Below are 25,903 nucleotides of genomic sequence, written 5' to 3' on the forward strand. Positions count from 1 at the left end.
ATCAACGCTAGACGGGAAAATCAAAAAATCCACTACTTCATTTTTTTGCTTGCAATAGAATAATGCTCCCTGTTTAGTACTTAGGATTTTGATCAAGTGCAGGATTTTCCTGACGCGTTATTTCCTGAATTGGCCACAAATAATCCCTTTCCGGATTAAATGAACGTACCTGTACAACCTCACCCTTACTGTTTAAAACATTGGCATTCATCACTACTTCTGCGGTGTGCCATCTACGGATATCATTATAATAAAGTGCCTCACCGGCCAACTCAATTCTGCGCTCATGCCTTATCACTTCCCGCATCTGATCTTTTGTAAGACCTGGCGTTATATCCGGCATCAAGGCACGGGAACGGATCTGATTCAAAGCATCATAAACTGAGGGATCGCTACCTGCAACTTCATTTGTTGCTTCTGCATACATCAACAATATATCAGCATAACGTAAGACAATAAAATTTAATTCTGAATTATTAATATTTGCCTGTACAACATCATCTTTATAAGAGGTATATTTCTTAAACCCGAATCCAGTGCTAAAGTATTTTGTCGGTGAAGCAATTCCACCTCTGAACATATAGCCGGGAATAACAACTGCCTTTTGCAACCTTGGATCCCTATTATCATAAGGATGTGCCGGATCAAATAATGGGGATTCTTCAGTGGTCAGGCCGTCAGACATTAGATAACTGTTTACAAGATCCAGGGTCGGAGCAACATTCAATTGTAGTTCAATTTGGATATCAAAGATCGTAGTATATTCCGGAACTTTATATTGTACGTCAAAAATAACCTCCTTATTTCCTTCATTTTCAACCTGAAATAGGCCTCTGTAATCTGAAAACAAACCATAGTATTTCAATTCCATAACTGCTTTGGCTGCCAGAGCTGCTTCAGACCACCTGCTTTCGTACAAAAGAACCCTCGCCTTCAATGCGAGTGCAGCCCCCTTTGTAGCTCGACCAATATCTGATCCTACATAAGAAACAGGAAGCACAGAAGCTGCATAATCAAGATCAGCCAATACCTGATCAATAACCTCTTGTCGTGTATTACGCGGTAAATTAGCTTGTTTCTCAAAATCAGGAGATTCAAGAATTAAAGGTACACCTCCAAAATAATTTGCCAGGTTAAAATAAAACAAGCCACGAAGAAATGATGCCTCCCCCTTAATTCTAGTTTTCAATGCATCGTCCATTTGTACTCGTTCAATATTATCAAGAAGTATATTTACTCTTCCGATGCCCTTATAATTAGCATTCCATCGGTCCCTGAACACTGTTTCATTGCCCGCAGTATGAGCCCCCGTGGCCAACAATATATCCCCACTTTGATTAAAAGAATTTGGTGAGATATTTTCTTCCATTAAAGCGTTGTTTCCATATAGCTGATCCTCCCTTAAAACTGCATAACATCCATTAATGGAAGATACTGCCTGGCTTTCCGTTTGCCACCAGTTTGATTCATTATAATTATCAGTCGCTGTTGTTTCTAAAAAACTTTCGTTACACGAAACAATGAACAATAACAATACTGAAATTCCTATATATAATATATTTTTCATTTTTTTAACATTTTACTTTTAAAACACCACATTGCATCCAACAGAGATGATTTTGGTAGTAGGGTAACTATATATATCTTCCGCCAAAATATCCTTTTCCGGATCTGATAATTTAAATTTAGAGAAAGTTAAAAGATTTTGTGCGTTGGCATAAATTCTCAATTTGCTAAGGTGGATGTTCGTCAACAATTTCAACGGAATAGTATATCCTATCTGCAAATTCTTCAACCTTAAATAAGATGCGTCTTTTAACCAAAAAGTAGAATTTCTGGCATTGATACGAGAACCTCTTTTTTGCAAGGACAATCGGGGATATTTAGCGTCAGGATTCTCACTGGTCCAACTATTGTCCAACTGGTCTTTGGTGAGTCCTGCCCCGTTATAAAGCGGCCACGAGACATTACTGGTCGGATAAATATCAATACCTTGTACCCCCTGAAAAAATGCACCTAAATCAAATCCTTTATAATCAAAATTTAAATTGAAACTATAAGTATATTTAGGCGTTGACCGTCCCAGAACCCGCATGTCTTTGACATCAATTTTGTTATCGTTATTGAAATCGTGATAAATTATATCACCCGGTCCAGTTGTCGGATCCTGGTAGGCATGATTTGAAACTTCTTCCTCAGACTGAAAAATACCATTGGCCTTGTACAAAAACCATGAGTTTACTGGATAACCTTCTTCAATGACATTAATATTTCCCCAAAGGTTTGTTGTATATTGTACGTTACCATTCAAAAAATCTACGTTGTTATTAACGAATGCAATACTCCCACCAAAGTTATAATTCAGATCTCCAATTGAATTACGATGTGAAGCACTTATTTCAAAACCTTTATTAGACATTCCATAAAGGTTTGTAATAGGCCCGGTGAGATTCCCTACCTGACCGGGCACATTTATCCGGGCAAGTATGTCGGTCGTAACTTTATCAAATACGTCAATAGTAACTTCCAGCTTATTATCCCACAAGCCTGCATCTAAACCGATATTTTTAATGGTTGTTGTTTCCCATGAAATATTCGGGTCTGACAAAGTAGTAACTGCACTTCCGGGAACCACAGCATCGTTGTAAGTGGCTCCCTGATTGATATCAATATTATTCAAGTAGCTATACAAAGGGATATCCTGGTTTCCCAACTGCCCCCAGGAAGCGCGTAACTTAAGGTTGCTAACAGCCTGTAGATTTTGCATAAATGATTCCTGATTGATCCGCCAACCAACCGAAAAAGAGGGGAAAAATCCCCATCGATTATTTTTTGCAAACCTGGATGAGCCATCGTAGCGGAAGTTAAACTCAAATAAATATTTATCTGAAAAACTATAGTTGGCTCTTCCAAAATAAGACATAAGCTTCGATTCGTATGATGTGCCACCTACGTTTTTATTAATAGTACCAGCATTTAATTCCGGCAATTCGTTCCCTAAAAATCCTTCGATGTAAGCCATAAGGTTGGAATCGAAAAAAGATTCCCTACTAAAGCCAAACAGCAAATTAATATCGTGTTGATCCGAGATTCGTTTGTTCCATTTCAATGTTTGGAAATAGCTGGTATTCAACTCCCTGCTATTTGTTTCGCTGACACTACGAACATCTTTTCCATTTGGTCTGGCAACTGTGGGTGCTTTAGGGGTATAAAGAAATGTTTCTGGTGAAAAAGTATGCTCGTTGTTGTCTGATTTATTGACAGCAAAAGTGGCTTTGTATTTTATGTCAAGCGGGAATGTGTATTCAGCATAAATGTTGACCATTGCATGTTGATCTAAATTTTTCTTGCCACCTTCTAAAGCTCTTGCTACTGGATGTCTAAAAACATTGTGCCCAGGCGTAACTAGCCAGGTATCACCATAGTGTCCATCAGCAAGGATGTTGGGATGAATTGGAAGAGCTCGGGCAATAGCTCCTATTGCTGAATCGTCATTACCACCTATCCCTTTATATGGCCCGTTTTTTTCCCAATATGAACCATTAATGATAATACCGAACTCAAATTTGTCTGACGGTTTAAAGATTACATTGGAATTCAGAGAATATTTCTTTGCGTCAGTCGCCATCAAAACCCCAGTCTGATCCATATATCCCACTGACATTGAAAATGTTACCTCGTCGCTCCCACCTGATAAACGAAAAAAATGATCCTGCATCGGCGCGACAGAAAACATAATATCGTACCAATCGGTATTGGGATATAAATCCGAATCTGTACCATTCCTGTATTCTTCAATCTGCGTATCTGAATAGGGTTTAGTTTGGTTTTCATTAACGGAAGCCTGATTCCTGGCAAGCATGTAATCAACAGAGTTAGTTACCATATCGGGTAAGTAAGTTGCTCTTTGCCATCCAAAATAACTATTCAGTTCTGCCTTAAGTTTTCCACTCTTCCCCTTCTTTGTTGTGATAAGTATTACTCCATTGGCAGCTCTATTTCCGTAAATTGATGCAGAAGCAGCATCTTTTAAAACAGAAATACTCTCAATATCATTAGAATTGACATCCTTCATATTATACTCAATACCATCTACCAACACCAATGGATCATTATTATTTAAAGTGCCAATTCCCCTAATTCTTATAGTTGCATTGTCTGCACCCGGTTCACCTCCCGCTTGATTTACATATAATCCATTAACCCCCTGGAGTGCCTGTGTCGAGTTTGTCAAAGGCCTGCTTTCAAGGAAATCCGAATTTACGGAGGATATTGATCCTGTTAAGTTTACCTTTTTCTGAGTACCGTAACCAACTGCAACAACTTCCTCAATGCCAACAGTGCTTTCTTGTAAAACAATGTTGACAGTGGTTCTGCCAGCAATATCAATGTCTTGGGTTCTCATGCCTACAAATGAGAATTGCAAAATTGAATTTTCCAGAATATTAGAGAGTGAATAATTCCCTTCACCATCGGTAATTGTACCGTTTGTGGTGCCTTTAACGACAACGGTAACACCGGGGAGAGGAGAACCAGAAGAGTCTGTGACATATCCTGAAATGCTTTTTTGTTGCACCAATCCGACTCCTCCCTTTGTTCCAACTGAAAGGATGACCATACGGTCGCTTATGGTATACTTAACATCTGTTCCTTGAAATATACCATTCAATATTTTAGTAATTGATTGACTTTCATCACATATCGATACTTTTCGATCCAAATCAAGATATTCTGAACTAAATGCAAATCGAAATTCACTTTGATCCTCAATTGCTCCTAATATTTCTTTTACAGTTGCATCCTTATAATTCAGATTGAACTTATTGCTTTGGCTAAAAACACTTGCCCCCGCAGAAAACAAACTAAATAAAAGAATTAGTAAAGATAGTTTCATGACAACAAGGATTTTTCGCATCTGATACCAGATGCCCGGAGCCAATAAGCTCCTTGTTTTACAATCTTTTTTCATAAATTTGTGTTTGTTATTTGATTAATGAATTCTCTTCATTTGACGTGAAGAGATTTATTGGCAGGAAGGTGTTGACGCACTTTCCTGTTTTTTTATTTTTCTTTCAAATAGACTATTCCTCCTTCCTGATAAGCTTTTGCATGGGTAATATCCAGCAACATTTTCAAGACATCTTCGAAATCTTCATTTCTTATTGAAAATGTAACTTTGCAGTTTTTGAGACCATCCCCCACTTCAATGGGTTGATTATACCTTTTCTGTAACTTTTCTGCGACTTCATTCAGAGGTTGGTCATAAATATTAAAAATTCCATTCCGCCAAGCGGTATACTTCTTTGCGGTAACCCCAACAATTTTGTAATGATTGCTTTTCTTGTCGTATATCATGATTTCATTGGGCTGAAGGTGAACGAAAGCTTTACGACTATTAGCAGAAAACAACTCCACCGATCCTTCTTCAAGAACCACCTCAACATCAGGGTCATTGGGATAGGATTCTGCCGAAAACTGGGTGCCTAAAACTCTAATATTAATTTCATCACAGCTTACTACAAAGGGGAGATTCCTATTTTTTGTTACTTCGAAATACCCTTGTCCGATCAACTCGACGTCTCGATTCCGAATTCCGAAATCATTGCTATATTTTAAACTGGAGCCAGAATTTAACCAAACCATTGTTCCATCAGGGAGCATTGCTTTAGAAATTTGGCCTTTCTCAGCAAAAATGGTATTGAAGAATGTTGCATTTTCGATAAAGTTTCCCGACAGATACTGATAAATACCACCAATTGAAACCAGAAATAACAGAATCGCAGCATATTTGTATAAACGTTGACTAAAATTCAGGTTCCTAATTCTTTCATCATGTTCATTTATAATTCGGGTTTGGAACTTGTCCAGTTCTATTAATGTAGTATTAGGTAGGCTTTGGTCATTCAAACCGGCTTTCCATCCGCGTTTGATCTTCCTAAATTTTATTCGGTTATTTTCATCTTCAATCCAACTGGTAAGACCAAGTATTTCTTTTTCCGATGCTCTCCCTTCCAAATATTTTATGATTTTTGCTTTCATTGTGGTTGATTTTCAAAAATGAGTACAATAAATTTTCAAAAACCCTACTGGATAAATAAAAAAAAATTAAAAAATCATCAGAAAATAAACCTCAAGTAATTGTATTTCAATAGAATAAATAAAGTATTTTTATTATTGCAACAATAAGTGTAAAATTAATGAGAGAGCCACAAACTGTTTTTTCAGTTTCATTTTTAACTCAAGCTTCGCTTCATGCAGGTGTTTTTCAACTGTTTTTACTGAAATACCCAATTCTAAAGCAATCTCTTTTTGCTTCATTCCATTAATCTTATTTTTAATCAAGATTTCCCTCTTCCGATCCGGCAGTTCCTCAATAGCTTCTTTTAATGCAGCAACCAACTGTTCTTCCAAGGACAACTCCCTCTTCTCTATAAAATCAAGTTGGTATAGGTACTGTAGTTCATTTGACAACATTCCCTCCCGAAGGGAATCAAATGAGTACCGTGAATGTTCTTTCAGGTAATTCAAACATTTATTTCGAAGCGAAACAAACAACAAGCTTTCCACTGATTTATGAAAATCAATTTTTGCCCGATTTTGCCATAACTGGAAAAAACAGTCTTGCACCAAGTCCTCTGTATCTTTTCTATTTTTCACAAATAACTGGCAATATCCAATTAAGCGTGGATGAGTTTGCTTGAACAATTCAGAAAATGAACGAGCATCACCTTCTTTTAACTTGTGATTCAATTGGTTTTCCATAAAATGATCAGTGATGATCACAAAGAACCTAAATATACTGAAAATCTCCAACTATCATTTTCATTAGTTGACTGAAAAAGAATAGCTAAAATTAAATATTTACTAGAATAACAAACACTAACACTCTGATAATAAGAAGCCTTTTATCATTTCCTGTTGTCAGACGAAAAAACAGTAAATTCCACGATCTCATTTTTTTAAAGACAAAAATATTAACACCTCTTTTTCGCGCTCTTCAACCAGATATTCTCATCCATCTATTGCCTATTATTAAACCATAATCCAGAAGAATCAAAGACGGTTCAGATATATCATCCCGTACCTTCTTATATTTTTGTAATAACTTTATTAAAATGCAATAACTTTTTTGAATCCCTTTCATCCACAAAGATGAGATCGTAGTGTAACTTGAATAGGATTACTACCAACATTACACTTTGCCAATTTTATTGAAAATATTTCAGTTAAGCCAACTGCGTTTAAGGATGAGTGAATCATCAACGTAATCATGGCTAGCATTTAATTTATCTGTCCTACAATTTTGATGATTATTCTTATCCCTATTTTTTTTGAATTCACGAGCTATACAGGTTTTATTGAAATCCTTAGTCCATACTCCGTCTTAGCGTATAGATTTTTTGAATTTTTATAACATTCCTATAAACATTGCTTTGTATAGTTTCCAACATCCAGCCAATAAAAAGCCTTTCTGAACCATCTTGCAAAGCTTAGACACCTGACACTCACCACGATAGATTTTTACTACTCATTGATTATCAATACATTAAAACAATTTCCCAAAAGCAAAATTTGACTATTTAAACCTGCTTTTAAAGCAACATCATTTAAATCAATATCATCAAGCATTCCTATTATTTATTGAAATTCTCCTTTATCTATGAGGGGTCATTATGCTCGTATTCAGAATAGTCTATCTTCTTCAAATACTCTTCAAGTGCGTTCATTTTCTTTTCTTCCTCATTTTCCATATTTTCCCTTTGAATTTTTCATCGCCGAACTTTATCCATTTTATTGTTCAACTATCAAAAATACTAATATTAAAAATATCTTTTATTGCACGATATACCACATGCTGCCACCACTTTAATATTCAGTAGTTTCGCATAAAGCACATCCTACGTTCGCTTTTCAATCACTAAATAGCGAAGTAATATGCAACAGGAAGACGATTTGAGGGAATTGGCTAAGATCATGGATTTAATGAGTGCCCTGAGTATTTTGTTTGTGGTTATAAACATCTATTGGTTTTGTTACCAATAGATGATCGAATGGGGTATTAATATTGACACAATTGATAAAATAATTCTGAATTTCAACCGGACCGCAAAACTATTTGGCAACATCCTTTACACTAAACTTTTCGCAATGGTATTTCTTGCTTTATCCTGTCCTGGAACAAAGGGCGTTAAATTGAAAAAACATCCTGAATCAAATCGTCTGCATCTTGATCGCTTTTTAGTAAAAAATATGCATATTTCTTCAAACGTGGATAGTAAAACCTGAAAAACTCATCAAATGCTTTTTTATTTTGAGTTATGTCCATACCTTTACTTTGCTTTTCAAATAATTTCTCAAATTTTAAAAAATAAAAGTATAAAATTGAGGAAAATTAATTCAAACGTTTTGACATTAATACTTTCATTCCACGTTTTTTAGTTTTGACATAATAGAAGTAATACCTTAAAATTAATAACAGATTTGGGATCAAGTATATCAATCTAAATATTCTACAATTTAAGCACACAATAAAAATATGCTAAATACATTTTAGAGGGGCAAACTTGCATCCACTGAAAATATCCATTACGAGGCTTTAAGCTTCTTCATATCATTAGAGATTTTTGCATCCACAATCCTAGCATAAATTTGTGTTGTTTTTATCGAGGTATACCCCAACATTTCTGAGACGGTCTCAATCGGAACACCATTAGTCAGTGTAACGGTAGTGGCAAAACACCGAATCCAAAAGGTAATTCAAAAGAAACAAGCGTAATTCACATTAGTACAATGATTTGTGTCTTTTTCTGTCTTTTAGTGGCTTAGCGCCCAAAAGGCAGAAAAAAGCAGGTTAAGAGATAGTTCAGTTACTTTTCCGTTACCTTTTTTTAAAACGCAAAAGGCTGCAAAAAAAGCAATTGACACCAAGCCTGATAAGTCGTTTGTATTTTGCTTCCAACTAGCCTTGTTTGTAATATTAATACACTGTATGTCTTATGCTTACATTTGTTCAAATAGCCCCAGCCCTATTAGAAATAATTTTATCAATTAAAGTAATAGGGTATGAATCAAGAATTAGAACTCCTCATTTACATCAAAAAGAGCGAAACAAAACAGGACGAGACTTATCCTGTCATGGGGAGAATTACCATCGGAAAAACAATGGCACAGTTCAGTGCCAAATTAACCGTTCCAGTATCCCTTTGGGATACCAATGCTAACCGTACATCAGGAAAAAGCAAACAGGCCATCCATGTTAACCGGGCTTTGGACAAAATCAGCCTATCTGTTAACGGCCATTTTTCAAGGTTAACCGGACTAAACGAAAAGCCAACCGCTACCTAAGTAATAAATGTCTTCCAGGGAATAGCATCTACTCAGAAAGCCCTTGTCCGATATTTTTCGAACAGCGTCTTATAAGCTTGTTTATCATTCTTTAATAACAATGAAACCAAATAAGTGTCAGTATCACGAATTTGTAAATTCAAATTCGCTGTTTTATTAGTTAGCCGTAGAGCCTGTAAATACGAATCTTTTAAAATACAATTTACACCTTAAATACAATCTTCATGCGTCTTTTTGAAGAATGTCAATAATCTTTTCCATATCCTTACTAATCTTCGAATCCACAATCCTAGCGTAAATCTGGGTGGTTTTGATAGACGTGTGACCCAGCATTTTTGAAACTGTTTCAATTGGTACTCCATTAGCCAATGTAACAGAAGTTGCAAAAGTATGCCTGGCTACATGCATGGACAGATTTTTTGTTATTCCGCAAATGTCAGCCAATTCTTTTAGGTATTCGTTCATTTTCTGGTTTGAGCGAATTGGAAGAAGTTTTCTCTCTGTGTTATTCTCGGAGTAATATTCATATTTCTTCAATATTTGTTTTGCTTCCGGTAACAATGGAACTCTAAATCGGTTTTCAGTTTTAGACCTATCATCAATAATCCAATCATTACCATCGTCACCTTGATATATATTATCAAAACTTAGTCCCTCCAATTCGGCGTACGCCAATCCAGTATAGCAGGCAAAAACAAAAATATCTCGAACAAGGCTTAATCGAAATGTCTTTAATGGCTTTTTCCTAAGTGTTTCAACCTCCCTGAGTGTTAAGTAATCCCGATTTGTTTTATTTCTGGTAGGAGTAAATATCTCATAAGGATTTTCGATATTAGATTTTAAAGCCAACGGATTTTTCAATGCTTTATTCAAGTGTTTATGGTAGGTGAGAACTGAATTCGGCTTTAAGTCATATTTTATCTTCAAATAAGTATCAAGAGAATAAATAAAATCCAAATTTACCATCGATACAGGTATCTCACTTCTTTTAAATTTCTGTAATACAAATTCACCAAGCCTATCCCGCGTAGTTTTGTAATGACTGTATGTACCCTTTGAATAATCCACTCCGACCTTGGATTCAACATCCCTGACCGTGTAATTGAAAATATCCATCAATCCGGTAGATTTTCGACGCCCGAGTACCTTATCTTTCAAATCTATAATAGTAAATTCGTCCATGGTTGAATCCAGCACATTAAAAGCATCTTGGATCTTCGTCGCTAGTTTATCCAATCGCTTGTTTAGGGTCTTGCTTTCCTCATTTTTACCTTTTATCTGCTGTACTTTGTCATCCCAAAAATCAGGAATAATAAAAAGACCTGTAGATAATTCGAAGCGTTGGCCGTCCATGGTACACCGGACGTAAACCGGACATTTCCCGTCAGCGCGGGATTTTGATCTCTTTAAAGAGAAGTTTACGGTAACTCTCATAACTCAACTCATTTTTGGTTAAAAAATGGTCTCGTTTCCATGCTTAAAACTAACCCCTTAGAGTCACATTTACAAGCATCAAAACGAAACAAAATATTTCAAAATGAATTGATTATCTGAAAACTACGTCGATTGCCGAGACCTTTTGGCAGTTTCTTCAGATAGGTCTCGATATGGTCTCGTTTATTTTGCGATTTGGTGCATATTTTGGTGTCTGCCGCAAAATAAAAAAGCGCCTAAACCTATGATTTAAGCGCTTTTAAGTCTTTTTGACTTCTTAATTGGTGACTCAGCTGGGGTTCGAACCCAGGACCCCATCCTTAAAAGGGATGTGCTCTACCAGCTGAGCTACTGAGTCATCCTGTATGTTGCCTTTTTGTTTAAAGGCGGTGCAAAGGTAAAAACTAAGATTTTAATTGCAAATTTTATTTTAGAAATATCTCTATTTCTATCAACTTTTTTTCAATGTCAGGTGGCTTTGGTGTCGTGGACAAAAAAAAGCTATTTTTGCCTGAAATTGATTTTTCAAGATAATGAAAGATAAAGTTGTCATAATAACGGGAGCTTCCTCAGGAATTGGCAAAGCCCTGGCGTATGAGTTTGCATCGCGCGGAGCGGTTTTGGTGCTTGCTGCCCGACGAATAGAGAGACTGCAACAAATTAAAGAGGAATTAACCGATTCTCAAATATTAACCGTGCAAGCTGATGTCAGTAATGAGCTTGATTGCCAGAAGATCATTGATCAGACCATTGAGCATTTTGGTAAAATTGATGTGCTTATTAATAATGCAGGAATCTCGATGCGGGCATTATTTTCTGATTTGGAGGTTGATGTGATTAAAAAGCTGATGGATGTTAATTTCTGGGGAACCGTTTATTGTACGAAAAGTGCGCTCCCATATCTGCTAAAAACCAAAGGATCTGTTGTCGGCGTTATTTCTATTGCCGGTTATGTTGGCTTGCCTGCCAGAACCGGTTATTCTGCTTCCAAATATGCCATCCGGGGGTTTTTAGATGCATTACGAATCGAGAACCTGAAGAATGGCCTGCATGTGTTGGTTGCTGCGCCCGGATTTACAGCTTCTGAAGTTCGCGAATCAGCACTTACTCAAGATGGAAGTTCGCAGGGGAAAACACCTCGGAACGAAAGTAAAATGATGACAGCTGAAGAATGTGCCAGCAAGATAGCAAAGGCTGTAAAGAAGCGTAAGCGAGAACTTATCTTAACATTCATCGAAGGTAAGTTTACGGTTTTCTTAGGAAAATTCTGGCCTGGATTGCTTGATAAGCTAACCTATAATCATATGAAAAAGGAACCAAACTCTCCACTAAAATAGAAGCGAATGCTTATTCACGAAACTCAGGTACGCGTATATTACGAAGACACCGATAAAATGGGCGTCGTATATTATGGCGTCTATCCCCGGTATTACGAAATTGGGCGTACAGAAATGATCCGCAGCCTTGGGATATCTTATAAGGAGATTGAAGACGCAAACATTCTGCTTCCAGCCCGAAGTTTAAATGTGAGCTACCTTAGGTCAGCTTATTATGATGATTTATTGACGATTAAAACCATCGTAGAGGAATTGCCCAGCGTTAAATTCCCGATTAAAACCGAAATTTACAATCAGAGAAATGAATTGATTAACAAAGGGGAGGTTGTACTGGTTTTTTTTAATGGGAAAACAAACAAACCGTGTCGAATCCCGGATGATTTTCTGAATGTAATGACTCCTTATTTTAAATCGAAACGTGATTGAGAAGGGAATAAGTAAAACTAATTATTACAAAAATCCAGATTAGCACTCCGGCCACTTTATTGAACCACCAAAGTAACCTTAAATTAAAACGGTGACGAAACATGCTAACTAAGCTGGTGAGAATGATCCACCAACTACATGCTCCTGCAAAAACTCCAAACACAACAAAAAAAGCCTGATAAGGTCTTTCCATGTTCAATACAATTCCTGTACTTGCAAAAACAGCAAGAAAAACAAAAATGACGAGCGGATTTGGAAAAGTAATTAGAAAAGTTGAACCAAAATCTTGAAAATAAGAGGAGCCTTTTTTCCTGAATTTCCGAATATCCTTTACCGGATTTTTGAGAAAAATGTGTACCCCCAGCAATAAAACAATGATTGCTCCAAGTGTTTGAAAAGTAAGCTGATATTGCTTGATAAAATTGATAAGCCAGGTCAGGCTAAATCCGGCAATTATGGCATAAATTGCATCAGACGTAGCTGCTCCCATTCCCGAAACAAATCCGGCAATCCTGTTTTTGTTAACCGTGCGTTGAATAATAAGCACACCGATTGGGCCAAGCGGTATTGACACTCCCAATCCGATCATTAGTCCTTTTATAAATAATTCGAAAAACATGTTGCAAAAGTAATTAATTGAGAAGTTACTTTTCAACGATTTTATTCTAAAATTCTTTGTTGGTAATTTATTTGTATTTTTACTTAAACAATAAAAAATACGTAGTAAAAATGAAAAGCATCAACCTTATTATTTTATTAATCGCACTATCATTGCAAGGAATGTCACAGGATTTTCAGTTAAAATTATGGCCTGCTGGGGCACCAAATAAAAACACCCCTCCGGGTGATGAAGAGTATTATAAACAACGAGGGACTTTCCGGTATGAAAATATATCTGAAGCCGAGTTATTTGTTTATCAGCCCGAAGAGGATAAAAATACAGGTGCCGCAGTAATTATTTGCCCCGGTGGTGGATATCATGTTGAGGCCATTGACCATGAAGGATTCCGGATTGCTCAATACTTAAAAGAGCATGGAATCACAGGAATTGTTTTAAAATATCGCTTACCCTATGGGAACTCCGAGATTCCTTTGACTGATGCGTTGCAGGCAATTCGTTTTACACGCTCAAAAGCGTTGGAGTGGGGAGTTGACCCTCAAAAGATCGGAATTGCTGGCGCTTCGGCAGGTGGTCATTTGGCATCAACAGCCGGTACTCATTTCGATCTCGGAAATCCAGAGGCTGACGATCTGATGGGTAAAATTAGTTCCCGACCAGATTTTATGTTATTACTGTACCCGGTAATCAGCTTTAAGGAAAGTGTTGGGCACATGGGATCGCGAAGGAATTTGATTGGAGAAACAAACGACTGGAAGATTGCTAAAGAATTTTCGAATGAATTGTGGGTGACCGAAAACACTCCACCCGTTTTCTTTGTTTTAGCCGATGATGACAGAGGGGTGATTCCTGAAAATTCGATTTCGTTTTACCGTGCGTTAAAAGAAAATAATGTTCCTGCGGAATTACACATATTTGCCAAGGGAGGGCATGGATTTGGAATGAGAAGCGAAAGAGAAATCCCTGTAGATAATTGGCCTGATTTATTTGTTGATTGGCTAAAGGCGATGAAAATTGTAACTGAATGATAGAGGCAAAGCATCCAAATCAGCGTTATCAGTATTGTCCAAGTTGTGGTTCTGCGCAGTTTCAACAGTCGGGCGAAAGATCGAAAAAATGTTCTGGTTGTGGCTTTCACGTGTTCTTCAATACCTCATCGGCAGTTGCTGCAATTATTTTTGATGAAGCGGGTCGAATGATGTTTACACGAAGGGCCATCGAGCCACACAAAGGTATGCTTGATCTGCCTGGCGGATTTGTAGATCCGATGGAGACAGCAGAAGAATCTCTTGCCCGGGAACTTCAGGAAGAATTGGGAGTGAAGGTCAACAAAATGGAGTACTATTGTTCATTCCCAAATATCTATCCGTTTTCAGGATTGGAAGTTTTCACGCTTGATCTGGCCTTTATGGTTGAGTTGGAGACTGTTCAGAATTTAGCGCCGATGGACGATATTTATGCCATTGAATTTTATCATCCGGCTGAGGTTGATTTAGAGGAACTGCCGGCTCTGTCAATGAAAAATATTATAAAAAGATTGAATGAAAGAAGTTAAAACAATTAAGGAACGAATTAAACAATTGCGGACTGAAATGAAGCTGAGTGATGTTCAGGCAGTTTATATTTCCGGGACCGATCCGCATCAAAGTGAATACATGCCCGAACACTGGCAAGTTCGTGAGTTTATTAGTGGGTTTACAGGTTCTGCCGGGCTTGTTGTTATTACAATGAAAAAGGCGGCACTATGGACTGATTCGCGTTACTTTCTTCAGGCTTCCGAGCAGTTGAAAGGGACTGGCATCGAGTTGATGAAACAGCGTATGCCGGAAACGCCTGAACCTGCTGATTGGTTAGCAAGCGTATTGGCTCAAAATGAAGTTGTGGGAACTGATTTCACCTGCTTGTCAGTGAGTCAATATATAAAGTTAAAAGAAGCGCTTTTAGCTAATGAGCTCATGTTGAAAGACGTCGGTGATTTATTTGAACCAATATGGGAAGACAGACCTAAATTACCAATTGACCCGGTTTTTGAGCACGACTTACTTTACTCTGGACAGCAAAGAACCGATAAAATCAAGGATATTTTAACCTTTGTTAAAGCGAATGGAGCAAATGCAACACTAATTACAGCCTTGGATGACCTGGCCTGGACCTTTAACCTCAGAGGGAAAGATGTTTCGTATAATCCGGTTTTTATTGGTTTTGCTTTTTTATCCGAAAGTAAAAATTGTTTGTTCGTCAATAAAGGCAAGTTAAGTGAAAAGCTAGTTGATAAGCTGACTGAGCAGGAGATCGAAGTTTGTGACTATGAGCAGTTTTATCCCTTTTTGTCGGGGCTGACGAACGATTTTACAATCATGATTGATGCTGATCGTACGAATCAAGCTGCCCGTATTGCATTTCCAAAATCGTTGAAAGTGGTGGAGCAAACATCTGTCGCGACACTCTTGAAGTCCCAAAAATCAACATTCGAAATTATCCATATTCGAGAAACCATGAAAAAGGATGGGGTGGCGATGGTTAAATTCTTACACTGGCTGAATAAAGTTGTTGGGAAAGAAGATATTACTGAGTTTGATGTCGTCGAACAATTAGTGCATTTTCGATCACAACAAGAGGATTTTAGAGGTATTAGTTTTTATCCTATTGTTGGATTGAATGAAAATGGAGCAATTGTTCATCGTTCGGTAACAAAAGAATCAGCTGCTTCAATTGGTAAAGACGGAATTTTGCTCTTTGATTCAGGAGGCCAATATTTGGGAGGAACAACAGATTTGACAAGAACGGTAGCTCTCTCGGAGCCTGATGAAAAACAAAAGCGTGACTTTACGTTGGTACTGAAAGGAATGATTGGCTTGAGCAAAGCAAAATTCCCCGCCGGAACGGTTGGGAGCAACCTCGATGCCTTTGCCCGGAAGCATCTGTGGGCGAATGGCTTGAATTACGGACATGGCACCGGACATGGTGTAGGATATTTTTTGAATGTGCATGAAGGACCTATGAGTATTCGACAGGAGTACAATGAGCAGACGATTAAGCCAGGAATGGTGCTTTCGAACGAACCGGGGTTGTATCGTGAAGAAGAATATGGCATCCGAATTGAAAATATGATTGTTTGTGTTGAACGCGACGATAATCAATTTGGCCGTTTCCTTGGATTTGAAACACTTACTCTTTGTCCGATCGATTTAAAGTTGATTGACAGCGAGATCATGAGTTCCGATGAACTAAGCTGGCTTAATAATTATCATCAAAAAGTCTACGAAACATTATCACCATTTCTAGATTCAGAACACGAAGAATTTTTGAAGACACTGACCCAGAAAATAACATAAAAAGAAGAAGCCGCTTACAATAATTGCAAGCGGCTTCTTTGTGTTATCATTAAAAGATAACAGGGCATCTTATCCTTTTGAAGTTCTTTAAAAGCGATAGCTCAAACTAAAATAAAAACTCCTTCCCGGAGAATAGATCGGTCGACTTTCGGCATTGCGAACTGATCTTGATAAGTGTTCGTAATAGGCTTCATCAAATATATTTTGCAGCGAAGCAGCCACATTTAGGTTTTGCACAATCAGGTAGGAGGCTTTTATATCCAGCACGTTAAATGCTGGAGTTTTTGTTTCTCCATAGCTTTTCGCAATACGGTTTTGCTCAAAGGCATGCCGGAAATTGAGTTCTGTTCTCAGTTTTTTGTTGATGAACGAGCCAATTAATCGGTAGCGAAATTCCATGGGCGGTATTTCGGGCAAAGCTTCGTCGGAAGTGGTGTTTTGCCCATGCGTGTATGCCAATTCTGCTACCTGCTGAATTTTCCTGTTGATAATCTGTTTCCAACTGGCTTCGAACCCCATGATTTTTGCTTTGTCGACATTAACGAATTGTCTAACTCCGGGAGCCGTAGCCATTTTGGGTGACAAATCTTTTCTTATTTCCGAAGAAATATGATTATTGAGGAACGATGAAAATAAGTTCAGATTAAGATCTGTTGCATCACTTTTATAATTGAAAATCAGATCGGCCTGATTATTGGTTTCTGGCTTCAATTCAGGATTCCCAATCATTTCGTAAGGATCCAGTCCGATCGGGAAGTAGTTGATGTAGCGTTCGGCCAGGCTTCCACTTCGCTGTGCGCTTCCCAGCCAAAGACCAATGGAAAAGTTATCGGTGACTGTTCTTGTTCCTCCAATACTTAAGGCCGGACTGACAATGTCGGAACTCATGTCTGTGTAATTGGCAGCAAATCCGGCATCAGGATTTTGTGCTTCGGCATGATTCAGCTCCAGTCGCCCGGAAAACACTAAATGAAAGTTGTCTCCCTGACTATGATATTCTGCAAAAAGACCGTTTTTTCTTATTCGGGCATCCTGCCAGACATTGTCCGTCAATGTTTTTCCTGCCATTGGGCCCATCAGCATGTTGCGTTTGCGTGTTCCATCAGCATTTTCAATACGCATGTCGGTTCCGGCGTACAACCAATCATCATCAAAATCGAAACGCAATTCGGTTCGGCCACCGGCATTGTTCGTTTTAGCAGAAGTGTTGGCATCAACCATCCGCGGATTGAGTTCTTTATCAGCATTGTCCATCAAATGATCGACCTTGGTTGCATACATTGTTGTACTCCACGATGATAGTGCTCCACGATAAAAAACTGCTTTGTGCCCCAGATTGATCAGCCAGGTGTCGTCTTTTCGCAAATCCATGGGCAGGGCCGGAAAGTCAACATCTTTTCCATAGTTGTTTGACACCTGCAAACTCATGGTTTGTGTTGAGTTCAGCTTCAGTCCAATTTTTCCACCAATGTTTGAACGATAAAAATTAGCCGGTATTTTCACACCATCGCCATCGGTATAATCATTGCCTGTTGATAGCGAACCAAACAATTTGATGTCGGCATGTTTTGATGTAATGCCTAACAATGCTTCTGATCGGCTTATTTCTCCGTTGGTTTCGAAGCTTGTTCCCATGCGTCCGTTTAGGTTGGCTTTGTCGGTAAAACTTGGGTCGGCACTTTTAAAGTTGATGGTTCCGCCAAACGCGTTTCCGTAGCGCAAACTATATGGTCCTTTCATTACTTCGGCTTCAACAATCATATTTAAAGGCACTTGGCTCGACGCCGGATCCATGCGATTCGGACAGGCAGCTGTAGCGCATTGCGAACCGTCAATCACCAAATTGATTTGGTCGTATTTGAATCCGCGAAGCACTGGGTCAAAACCATAAGCACCGCTTTTCCGGATGCTGGATATTGAACTGAATTGTTCCAGTACTTGCCCAGCGTCGTGAGCCAGTTTGTCCTGAACCTGCAAGGTCATTTGCTCTTGTTCTCCGGCATTGGGATGTATGCTGATAAATGTTACCGGTTGTAGGTTGTGACTTTTAGGTTGCAAAGCAAGCTGGTGTTTCTTGAGTGCCTGATCCAGTTCTTCGGCCGTGAATGATCGTTTTCCATATTGTAGATGCGATATGGTTAAGGTAATTGTTGGTTGAAAATTAATTGTTATATCGCCGGATTCAGATGAAATGCCTTGTTCATTGCCATAAAAAAAGTTGGCGTCCGGTATTGGTCTATTGGTTTCCTCGTCTATCAGTTTAAATTGGTGAGTTTGTGCCTCTAAATCAAGTGTGACTATCAAACTGCTCAATATGAATCCAATAAAGGTGATGAAACTTCCGAATTGAAATTTTAATCTCATTATTCATGATGTTAATAAGTTAGAATTATTTTTAGTGCTGATTAGCAACTAAAGAAAAGTGATGGATGAATAAAAAACTTAGGATTTTGGAGGATGGAAAATACGACAACTAGTTAATAAGTTGTAGTTGTCTTGGTTCATTGAAATCAGTTGTCTGCTATCTTGTTGCGGAATTGAAGGGAGTTCATTTTTTGTGGAGAAAAACTGGATTTCACTTTTCCGATTTGATGATTCCGGAAGCTCCTGTTTTTGCTCTTCTTGTTCGTTCAATCTCTTCTCAAGCTGGCAACAACCTCGGCAGGTCGAGTCCGGTATATCTTTTTCAATACAAAGAAACTCAGCAATGTAGTCTTGACTGATTTTGAAGGAGATGAGGATAGCCAAATCTGTAAAAAGATGGAGAGCTATCGTCATGACCAAACTGAGTGCTATTATTTGTCTGGTTAAGCTATTTCGCATTGCCTGATTTTACTCAAGTTAGATCTGTGAGTATCTATCAATTCAAATGACAAAATAGGGTGTGAATTGTTCAGGATGTATGATAAATTGAGCAGAATGAATAATTAGGAGTTGATAATTGTTCGATTAAAAACGGAACATTATTCGAAGAGTACTTAAAGAGCTCCTTTTAGTTTTTTATCGATCCACTCCTCCGCACTTTCCAGGTTTAGAAAAGTTTTCATCTTATAATCAAACATGCTCATTATTTCGCATACCAGATATCCTAAACTAAATAACACGGGGGAGCATACCAATGCCATTTTGCAGTCTTTTAAATCATCTTTTAACGATTTCATGTGTTCAACAAGGCTCATGAATTCGTTATATGCTGGATGATAATCGACGTTTCGAAGGTCTGCGATTAAGGTGGTATTTTTTGAAAAAAAACGATGGTTAACCAATGTGTCCATCATTTGTATACACTCATTGTAGTTAACCTCTCCGTTAGCGATGATAAAAAATACCATTTTATCATCGGAAAAATAATAATTGAAGCCGTTTTCTTCAAGTTGTTCCTTCATTCCAATAAATATCTTAAGCAAGCGGTGCAATGTTAATTAAAAAGATTGAGTTTTTTTATAACAGTGTAATATGCTTTTCATTCATGCATTGTATTTTTGAGGTTCATTTTTAAACGATGTACACACAAGAACAAGCGAAACAATTACGAAAGCAATTCTGGACCCTTTTTGGCAAGCGTTGTAAGGCGGTTCCTGAACTGCAGGAGAAAAAGAAGAAGTGGGTTTTGTACGACACGAAGATCTCTGGATTAGATCTCAAATTTGACGTCAACCGTCAATCGGCCAGCGTAATGATTGAATTGAATCACCGAAATGAGAACAAACGATTGGATTTGTATGAAAAACTTCAAAAGTATCGCCCACTATTGGAGGACGGATTTGAAAATGGCTTGGAGTGGGATTTCCTGTATGTAAGAGAAAGTGGGGAGGAAGTTTGTCGTATCTACATTGAAATGGAAGGTGTTGATATTCATCGACAAAAGCAATGGCCCGACATTTTCAACTTTTTTATTGAAAATATGCTCAAGCTTGAAAGCAACTTTATGGATATTCGGGATGTGCTGAAAGAGGAACTTTAGCCTCGGTAAAAGAATAGGGTACTTTAAATTATTTCTATAATTTTACATTCAAATATTTGAATGTGGATTTTGCAACTCAGAAAAATAAGAACATAGCCTCACAACTCCGTCGTGGTGATGTGAGAGCATTTGATGAGCTTTATGGGTTGTATAGTCAGCGGTTATATGGCTTTGCATTCTCGATGTTGAAAAACAAGGAAGATGCCAAGGAAGTGGTACAAGAAACATTTCTCAGACTTTGGAATAAAAAACAAGAGCTCAATACCTCACATTCATTAAAGGCATTTCTGTTTTCAATTGCTTACAATATTACTGTTGATCTATTCCGAGAGCGCACCAAAGACGCTGACTTCTTAAGTCAGTTGAAGAATCATCTTAGTCAAGAATCAAATAAAACAGATGAACTGCTGATATTTAACGAGCTGAACGATCGTTTATCCAACCTTATTGCAGAACTCCCGGAGCAACGAAAAAAGATTTACCTGATGAGTCGTGAAGAGGGATTAGGACACAAGGAAATTGCTGAAAAGATGGGAATTGCTGTCAAAACTGTTGAAAACCAAATCAACCTTACCTTAAAACACATTCGTAAAAACATCGATTCGAATAGCTTCCTGTTTTTTCTTTTTGTTTGTTTATTTTGTTGAAAGCCAGACGCTTGGTCTGAATAAATAAAATTTGTTTATTTTTCTTTGGGGGGTACTGGCCCTTTTTCCGTATTACCTTTTGTAGATTGAAATCGAAATCAATGCAAAAAAACAGAATTGCATTGCTGAACGGAAAAAAATGGAACAAAAAAAGGAAATAATAGATTTAATAAGGAAGTATCTTGAAAACAAGTGCGATGAAAGAGAGCTGACTAAATTGGTCGAACTTTTTCAAGAAGGCGAATACCAACAGAATATTGAGCGGCTTTTGTTTGAATATTGGCAAAGAACACCTTCTTTTCAACATACGATACCCAAGTCAGAGCTTGACGAGATGCTAAACTCAATTCATCATCAAATTAACTTGCAGTCGAAGGAGAAGGGCGGGGTGATTCGGAAATTAGCAAACTATGCGGTTCGAGTTGCTGCCATTTTATTTATCCCACTTCTTATCGGATCTGTTTGGATGATGAGTCAAAATAGTGCTTACAATAATTCCGATGAGATGATTACGCTGGAAACACCATATGGGTCGAAGTTAAAGACGACATTGCCTGATGGTACTGAGGTGTGGCAAAATGCAGGAACGATATTGAAATATCCTGCACGTTTCACCAAAAGAAATCGAAAAGTAGAACTAATTGGAGAAGCCTATTTTCATGTTTCTTCCGACAAGGGAAATCCTTTTTATGTTGAAACAACTGATGGCACTGTTAAAGTTACCGGGACTCGTTTTAATGTTTCCGCTTTTCCTGATGATGATTTTTATTCGGTTGTTTTGGAAGAAGGTAAGGTTGCTTTTCAACCGGAAGATTCAAAACCACTCATGCATTTAGCTCCCAAAGAGAAAATAACCGTAAACAGAGTTGCAGGAACCATCCAAAAGCAAAAAACGGATGTCGAAAAATCAATCTCCTGGATTGACGGTAAACTGATATTTCGCAATGATCCACTTGGTGTGGTTGTAAAGCGCCTGGAAAGATGGTATAATGCTGATATTGTTTTGAATGATCCTGATGGTTTGCTGTCCAAACATCAGTTAACGATTACCCTTCAAAATGAAACATTGCGGCAGGTGCTCGACTATATCACTGAAGCTACTAACCTAAGTCTTGAGGTAGAAGATTCAGCCTTAAATGCAAATTCAACATTGATAAAAACAAAATATATTGTCTCAAAAAAGTATAACTAAAAACAAAATACCAATGTAACACAAATAAAAAAGGGAAGATGCGGCTACATCTCCCCTTTAGGGTTCTCTTGAATAAACAATCTTCTAGTTAAAAATTGTAAAACTCAAACCATTGTAAAATTATGGAAAAAAAATGTAAAAGGTTTGATCCGGGTTTATTTTATCCCGAGATCATTAAAATCGTAAGGCTTATGAAACTCACAGCTCTTTTTGTTATCCTTTTGGTAAGCCAGGCGCTAGCGATTAACTCCTATTCGCAAAATACGCGTCTGAGTCTGGATATGAGAAATACCACCGTCAGGGAAGCATTAATAGAAATTGAACGAAGTACAGATTTCTTTTTCTTATATAGTAATGAGTTGATTGATGTCGATCGTAAGATTGATGTGGTATTAACCAATAAAAGAATTGATGAAATATTGGATGCCGTTTTTCAGGAAACCAATATCAGGTATTCAATTAAAGATAGACAAATTATTTTAAAACCTGAGAGTGCGAGCGGCTCAAATGATATACGTTTATCGCAGCAAGCGGTTGATGTTAGTGGAGTCGTGACTGATCCAACAGGCTTTCCATTGCCCGGTGTTACCGTGCTTCAAAAAGGAACAACCACCGGAACGATAACTGATGGCAATGGTAACTATTCTATTTCGGAGGTTCCAGCAAATGCCACCTTGGTTTTCTCATTTATAGGAATGCAAAGCCAGGAAGTAGCCTTGAGCGGACGTAGCAAAGTTGATGTTGTCCTGCAAGACGAAACCATTGGTATTGACGAGGTTGTTGCTATTGGTTATGGCACCGTCAAAAAGTCGAATTTGACCAGTTCCGTTTCTAAAATTACAAACGAAGCTTTGGAAAGTAGACCTGTTTCAAACGTCAGTGAAGCATTTCAAGGTCAATTGGCAGGTGTTAATGCACAAGCGACCAGTGGTGGTATTCCGGGGCAGGACCTCACCATCAGAATCCGTGGTGTAAACACCATCAACGGAAGTAGTAGTCCTCTTTATATTATTGATGGCGTTCCTCGCGATGATATGAATGGTGTAAACCCGTCAGACATTGCAACGATCCAGGTATTGAAGGATGCATCAGCAACTTCAATCTACGGTTCGCGCGGCGCCAACGGGGTTATCCTTATCGAAACCAAAACCGGATCCGGTAAGCCGACCCTTACCTTCGACGCTTACTACGGTTTTCAAACTGCGGAAAAGAAGCTTGATTTGATGAACGGCCCGGAATGGGTTGCTTACCAGATGTATTTGAGAAATGCTCAGTATATTCGAGCCGGAGGTTCTATGGATGATCCGATGTCTTCCAGACCCTCTTCCTTCCAAATACCGGACTTCTGGAATACGACAACCGATTTTACCGATTGGCAAAGCGAAGTACTGCGGACAGCTCCAATTCAAAATTATGAAGCTTCTGCTTCTGCAAGCGGGGATATGGGAAGCATTTTCATGTCACTCGGGTATATGAATCAGGAAGGGATAATAAAGTACACTGATTTCGACCGCTACAATATCCGCTTGAATGGAGCTTTAAATATCAGCGAAACGTTTAAAGTAGGAACTAACATTTCGTTTTCGGACTCAAAGCAAAGATTGGGTAGTGCCAATCTGGGAGATCGTCAAGGAAAGGATTCACCGACTCACCATGCGCTGATGATGTCTCCCCTGGTGTCACCTGGAATGACTGTAAGGAAGGCCGAAAATAATTTCACAGGAGTACCCGTATCTACGGAAACCTCTGATGACTGGGGAGCTACCTGGATTGACCCACTGGCTCAGCTGGAAAAAACCACTGACGATACAAAAACGACACGTATCCAAGCTTCGTTGTGGGGTGAGTGGAAAATAATCCCCTCGCTGACTTATAAGATGCAGTATAGCAGAAGCTATGACGGAGAAACTTACGAATACTTCCAACCGGCATCAGTGAACAGAAGTGGATACCTGTCAACCGGCAACAGCTATTCGTCGCGTACCGATGACAAGGTGTTCCAGAATACACTGACTTTTGACAAGCAGTTTGGAAAGCACCAGTTAAATATACTGGCAGGACAGAGTTCAGAAAAGCAGGAATATTATATTGCCAACCTCGAGGCTTCGGGATGGCCTTATGAAGATGTTACCACATTAAACCAGGCTTCTACTCCGGTAACAGCATCCACACTAAGAACAACCTATACCAATGCTTCTTTCTTTGGACGTGTGAGCTACAATTACATGGAAAAATACCTGTTTACCGCAAGTATACGCCGTGACGGATCGTCTCGTTTTGGTACCGAATCCAAGTGGGGTACATTCCCGTCCTTCTCTGCCGGTTGGAAACTCAATGAAGAGAGTTTCATGGAAGACGTCGCGTGGATTGATTTATTGAAACTTCGTGCTTCGTACGGAACATCGGGTAACGACCGGATTGGTGATTATGCGTATCTGTCGCAGCTAGGCACCTACTATTCAGCTTATGGTGAAACCAAGCAATTGGGTGCTGCCGCTTCGAACATCGCAAATCCGGAGTTGAAGTGGGAGGAGACTAAGTCAACCAATATTGGGTTCGACCTGTATGCGTTCAATAACCGTGTGCAGTTTAACTTTGATTACTATCGAAACATCACAACGAACCTGCTGTTCGATGTTCCAATCCCCTACACCACTGGTTTTCCCTCAACCCTTACCAATATTGGTAAAATCCGTAATTCCGGTTGGGAAGTTGATGTTACGTCGCATAATATTGCCGGAAGATTTAAATGGGATACGAATCTGAATTTGTCACACAACAGCAACGAGGTGCTAGAGATGGGTGAGAATACCACCCAGATCATTTCGTCGATCAACGGTGGACAGTTTATTACAAAGGTTGGTGGTCAGGTTTCACAATTCTATGTTTTGCCAACCGATGGATTTTTGTCGCCTAGTGACTTTGATGCAAACGGAAACGCTCTGGTGCCAATCTTGCCAGGTGAAGAAGATGGAAACTATAAATATGTGGATACCAGTGGGGATGGTGACATCAATGCAGAAGATATGATCCCATATGGAAGCAATTTGCCTGATTTGACATGGGGTTTAACCAACCGGTTTAGTTACAAAAATTTTGAATTGAGTGTATTGCTGCAGGGACAAACAGGTGGCGAGATCTATTTCCTGGGTGCCCGTCATATTGATGCCGGATTCTTCGGACGCACCTCGTACGCCCGTTGGGTCAGAACCTACAAACCGGAATATTTGCAACCTGCAATTCCGACAGAATATGCTGAGGCTCATGGTGTAGATATGTCGTGGGATGGCAAAACGCAGAATTTCTTTAACTGGGCCGATGATACAAACTCACGGGTTTACAGCGCGACTTATGTCAGAATCAAGAATATCACGCTAAGCTACAATATGCCCGTGAAGCTCCTTAAAACGCTAAAAATACATGGATTGAAGATATACGGTTCTGTCGATAATGTCTATACTTTCAGCGATTACCCAGGCTACACGCCAGAGACCAGTAGCTATGGTAACGGAACGACACAGCTTGGCGTTGATTACAGCACCTATCCGCTTAGTCGTCGATATACTTTAGGTGTTAATTTACAATTCTAACAAACCCTTAATTA

At 38.6% G+C, this 25,903-nt stretch carries 20 protein-coding genes, 1 tRNA gene and 1 pseudogene; 11 read left to right on the forward strand and 11 right to left on the reverse strand.

From position 1 onward, the window contains the following. Window positions 1–73: 73 nt before the first annotated feature. From GR929_RS05710 to GR929_RS05725, 4 genes are all read right to left on the reverse strand, one after another. Window positions 74–1,567, reverse strand: coding sequence for a RagB/SusD family nutrient uptake outer membrane protein (locus tag GR929_RS05710; RefSeq protein ID WP_159517983.1), 1,494 nt, complete (start codon window positions 1,565–1,567; stop codon window positions 74–76). Between the two features lie 18 nt (window positions 1,568–1,585). Continuing rightward, complete coding sequence (locus tag GR929_RS05715; protein ID WP_159517984.1) at window positions 1,586–4,969, reverse strand: TonB-dependent receptor; 3,384 nt, start codon at window positions 4,967–4,969, stop codon at window positions 1,586–1,588. Between the two features lie 92 nt (window positions 4,970–5,061). Continuing rightward, window positions 5,062–6,039 carry a FecR family protein gene (locus GR929_RS05720; protein ID WP_159517985.1) on the reverse strand — a complete coding sequence of 326 codons (978 nt, stop codon included), beginning with the start codon at window positions 6,037–6,039 and terminating at the stop codon, window positions 5,062–5,064. 132 nt (window positions 6,040–6,171) lie between these two features. After that, complete coding sequence (locus tag GR929_RS05725) at window positions 6,172–6,762, reverse strand: RNA polymerase sigma-70 factor (RefSeq protein WP_159517986.1); 591 nt, start codon at window positions 6,760–6,762, stop codon at window positions 6,172–6,174. Window positions 6,763–7,983: 1,221 nt separating this feature from the next. Between GR929_RS05725 and GR929_RS22230 the strand changes: the two are divergent. Further along, window positions 7,984–8,142, forward strand: a pseudogene (locus GR929_RS22230) (YWFCY domain-containing protein); the annotation flags it as partial. 46 nt (window positions 8,143–8,188) lie between these two features. Here GR929_RS22230 and GR929_RS21850 read toward each other — a convergent pair. After that, complete coding sequence (locus tag GR929_RS21850; protein ID WP_235934087.1) at window positions 8,189–8,326, reverse strand: RNA polymerase sigma factor; 138 nt, start codon at window positions 8,324–8,326, stop codon at window positions 8,189–8,191. Between the two features lie 737 nt (window positions 8,327–9,063). On the opposite strand from GR929_RS21850, the gene GR929_RS05735 reads away from it, so the two are divergent. Continuing rightward, entirely contained in the window at window positions 9,064–9,345 is a 282-nt protein-coding gene (locus GR929_RS05735; RefSeq protein WP_159517987.1) for an Arm DNA-binding domain-containing protein, read from the forward strand. 222 nt (window positions 9,346–9,567) lie between these two features. Here GR929_RS05735 and GR929_RS05740 read toward each other — a convergent pair whose 3' ends face one another. Beyond that, complete coding sequence (locus GR929_RS05740) at window positions 9,568–10,779, reverse strand: site-specific integrase (RefSeq protein WP_159517988.1); 1,212 nt, start codon at window positions 10,777–10,779, stop codon at window positions 9,568–9,570. Between the two features lie 282 nt (window positions 10,780–11,061). Continuing rightward, window positions 11,062–11,137: transfer RNA gene (locus GR929_RS05745), tRNA-Lys, on the reverse strand. Window positions 11,138–11,312: 175 nt separating this feature from the next. Between GR929_RS05745 and GR929_RS05750 the strand changes: the two genes are divergently transcribed. Both GR929_RS05750 and GR929_RS05755 read left to right on the forward strand, forming a co-directional pair. Beyond that, the gene (locus GR929_RS05750) at window positions 11,313–12,116 is read left to right on the forward strand and encodes an SDR family oxidoreductase (protein WP_159517989.1); all 804 of its coding nucleotides are present in this window, start codon (window positions 11,313–11,315) and stop codon (window positions 12,114–12,116) included. 6 nt (window positions 12,117–12,122) lie between these two features. Continuing rightward, window positions 12,123–12,542, forward strand: a complete 420-nt coding sequence (locus tag GR929_RS05755; RefSeq protein WP_159517990.1) for an acyl-CoA thioesterase — start codon at window positions 12,123–12,125, stop codon at window positions 12,540–12,542. Here the strand turns inward: GR929_RS05755 and GR929_RS05760 are convergent. Then, window positions 12,523–13,161, reverse strand: coding sequence for a LysE family translocator (locus GR929_RS05760; RefSeq protein WP_159517991.1), 639 nt, complete (start codon window positions 13,159–13,161; stop codon window positions 12,523–12,525). The genes GR929_RS05755 and GR929_RS05760 overlap by 20 nt on opposite strands. Window positions 13,162–13,271: 110 nt before the next feature. Between GR929_RS05760 and GR929_RS05765 the strand changes: the two genes are divergently transcribed. The 3 genes from GR929_RS05765 to GR929_RS05775 are packed head-to-tail and all read left to right on the forward strand — an operon-like array spanning window position 13,272 to window position 16,496. After that, window positions 13,272–14,189, forward strand: coding sequence for an alpha/beta hydrolase (locus GR929_RS05765; RefSeq protein ID WP_159517992.1), 918 nt, complete (start codon window positions 13,272–13,274; stop codon window positions 14,187–14,189). Then, window positions 14,186–14,716, forward strand: coding sequence for an NUDIX domain-containing protein (locus tag GR929_RS05770; RefSeq protein WP_159518236.1), 531 nt, complete (start codon window positions 14,186–14,188; stop codon window positions 14,714–14,716). Before GR929_RS05765 ends, GR929_RS05770 begins: the two co-directional genes overlap by 4 nt. Further along, window positions 14,703–16,496, forward strand: a complete 1,794-nt coding sequence (locus tag GR929_RS05775; RefSeq protein ID WP_159517993.1) for an aminopeptidase P family protein — start codon at window positions 14,703–14,705, stop codon at window positions 16,494–16,496. Before GR929_RS05770 ends, GR929_RS05775 begins: the two co-directional genes overlap by 14 nt. A gap of 87 nt (window positions 16,497–16,583) precedes the next feature. On the opposite strand, the gene GR929_RS05780 is transcribed toward GR929_RS05775, so the two are convergent. The 3 genes from GR929_RS05780 to GR929_RS05785 form a co-directional block, all read right to left on the reverse strand. Beyond that, complete coding sequence (locus GR929_RS05780; protein ID WP_159517994.1) at window positions 16,584–18,860, reverse strand: TonB-dependent receptor domain-containing protein; 2,277 nt, start codon at window positions 18,858–18,860, stop codon at window positions 16,584–16,586. A gap of 78 nt (window positions 18,861–18,938) precedes the next feature. Next, on the reverse strand, window positions 18,939–19,319 hold the full coding sequence (locus GR929_RS21860; protein ID WP_235934090.1) for a hypothetical protein: 381 nt from the start codon (window positions 19,317–19,319) through the stop codon (window positions 18,939–18,941). A gap of 155 nt (window positions 19,320–19,474) precedes the next feature. Beyond that, window positions 19,475–19,882: a hypothetical protein gene (locus GR929_RS05785; RefSeq protein ID WP_159517995.1), complete on the reverse strand. Its 408-nt coding sequence runs from the start codon at window positions 19,880–19,882 to the stop codon at window positions 19,475–19,477. Window positions 19,883–19,998: 116 nt separating this feature from the next. Between GR929_RS05785 and GR929_RS05790 the strand changes: the two genes are divergently transcribed. The 4 genes from GR929_RS05790 (at window position 19,999) to GR929_RS05805 (ending at window position 25,889) form a co-directional block, all read left to right on the forward strand. After that, on the forward strand, window positions 19,999–20,460 hold the full coding sequence (locus tag GR929_RS05790; RefSeq protein WP_159517996.1) for a DUF4268 domain-containing protein: 462 nt from the start codon (window positions 19,999–20,001) through the stop codon (window positions 20,458–20,460). Between the two features lie 62 nt (window positions 20,461–20,522). Next, window positions 20,523–21,107, forward strand: coding sequence for an RNA polymerase sigma-70 factor (locus tag GR929_RS05795; RefSeq protein ID WP_159517997.1), 585 nt, complete (start codon window positions 20,523–20,525; stop codon window positions 21,105–21,107). 139 nt (window positions 21,108–21,246) lie between these two features. Then, on the forward strand, window positions 21,247–22,299 hold the full coding sequence (locus GR929_RS05800) for a FecR family protein (protein WP_159517998.1): 1,053 nt from the start codon (window positions 21,247–21,249) through the stop codon (window positions 22,297–22,299). 191 nt (window positions 22,300–22,490) lie between these two features. After that, entirely contained in the window at window positions 22,491–25,889 is a 3,399-nt protein-coding gene (locus GR929_RS05805) for a TonB-dependent receptor (protein ID WP_201300916.1), read from the forward strand. The last annotated feature ends 14 nt before the right edge of the window (window positions 25,890–25,903 follow it).

Origin of the sequence: Sunxiuqinia indica, from assembly GCF_009847015.1 — a bacterium.
GTDB classification, from domain to species: domain Bacteria; phylum Bacteroidota; class Bacteroidia; order Bacteroidales; family Prolixibacteraceae; genus Sunxiuqinia; species Sunxiuqinia indica.

Coding starts and splice junctions, on each gene's coding strand:
- GR929_RS05725 (WP_159517986.1), bottom strand. CDS start 6,762: ATGGAAAACCAATTGAATCACAAGTTAAAAGAAGGTGATGCTCGTTCA.
- GR929_RS05740 (WP_159517988.1), bottom strand. CDS start 10,779: ATGAGAGTTACCGTAAACTTCTCTTTAAAGAGATCAAAATCCCGCGCT.
- GR929_RS05715 (WP_159517984.1), bottom strand. CDS start 4,969: ATGAAAAAAGATTGTAAAACAAGGAGCTTATTGGCTCCGGGCATCTGG.
- GR929_RS05790 (WP_159517996.1), top strand. CDS start 19,999: ATGTACACACAAGAACAAGCGAAACAATTACGAAAGCAATTCTGGACC.
- GR929_RS05750 (WP_159517989.1), top strand. CDS start 11,313: ATGAAAGATAAAGTTGTCATAATAACGGGAGCTTCCTCAGGAATTGGC.
- GR929_RS21850 (WP_235934087.1), bottom strand. CDS start 8,326: ATGGACATAACTCAAAATAAAAAAGCATTTGATGAGTTTTTCAGGTTT.
- GR929_RS05785 (WP_159517995.1), bottom strand. CDS start 19,882: ATGAAGGAACAACTTGAAGAAAACGGCTTCAATTATTATTTTTCCGAT.
- GR929_RS05755 (WP_159517990.1), top strand. CDS start 12,123: ATGCTTATTCACGAAACTCAGGTACGCGTATATTACGAAGACACCGAT.
- GR929_RS05735 (WP_159517987.1), top strand. CDS start 9,064: ATGAATCAAGAATTAGAACTCCTCATTTACATCAAAAAGAGCGAAACA.
- GR929_RS05720 (WP_159517985.1), bottom strand. CDS start 6,039: ATGAAAGCAAAAATCATAAAATATTTGGAAGGGAGAGCATCGGAAAAA.
- GR929_RS05805 (WP_201300916.1), top strand. CDS start 22,491: ATGAAACTCACAGCTCTTTTTGTTATCCTTTTGGTAAGCCAGGCGCTA.
- GR929_RS05765 (WP_159517992.1), top strand. CDS start 13,272: ATGAAAAGCATCAACCTTATTATTTTATTAATCGCACTATCATTGCAA.
- GR929_RS05775 (WP_159517993.1), top strand. CDS start 14,703: ATGAAAGAAGTTAAAACAATTAAGGAACGAATTAAACAATTGCGGACT.
- GR929_RS05770 (WP_159518236.1), top strand. CDS start 14,186: ATGATAGAGGCAAAGCATCCAAATCAGCGTTATCAGTATTGTCCAAGT.
- GR929_RS05780 (WP_159517994.1), bottom strand. CDS start 18,860: ATGAGATTAAAATTTCAATTCGGAAGTTTCATCACCTTTATTGGATTC.
- GR929_RS05760 (WP_159517991.1), bottom strand. CDS start 13,161: ATGTTTTTCGAATTATTTATAAAAGGACTAATGATCGGATTGGGAGTG.
- GR929_RS05800 (WP_159517998.1), top strand. CDS start 21,247: ATGGAACAAAAAAAGGAAATAATAGATTTAATAAGGAAGTATCTTGAA.
- GR929_RS05710 (WP_159517983.1), bottom strand. CDS start 1,567: ATGAAAAATATATTATATATAGGAATTTCAGTATTGTTATTGTTCATT.
- GR929_RS21860 (WP_235934090.1), bottom strand. CDS start 19,319: ATGCGAAATAGCTTAACCAGACAAATAATAGCACTCAGTTTGGTCATG.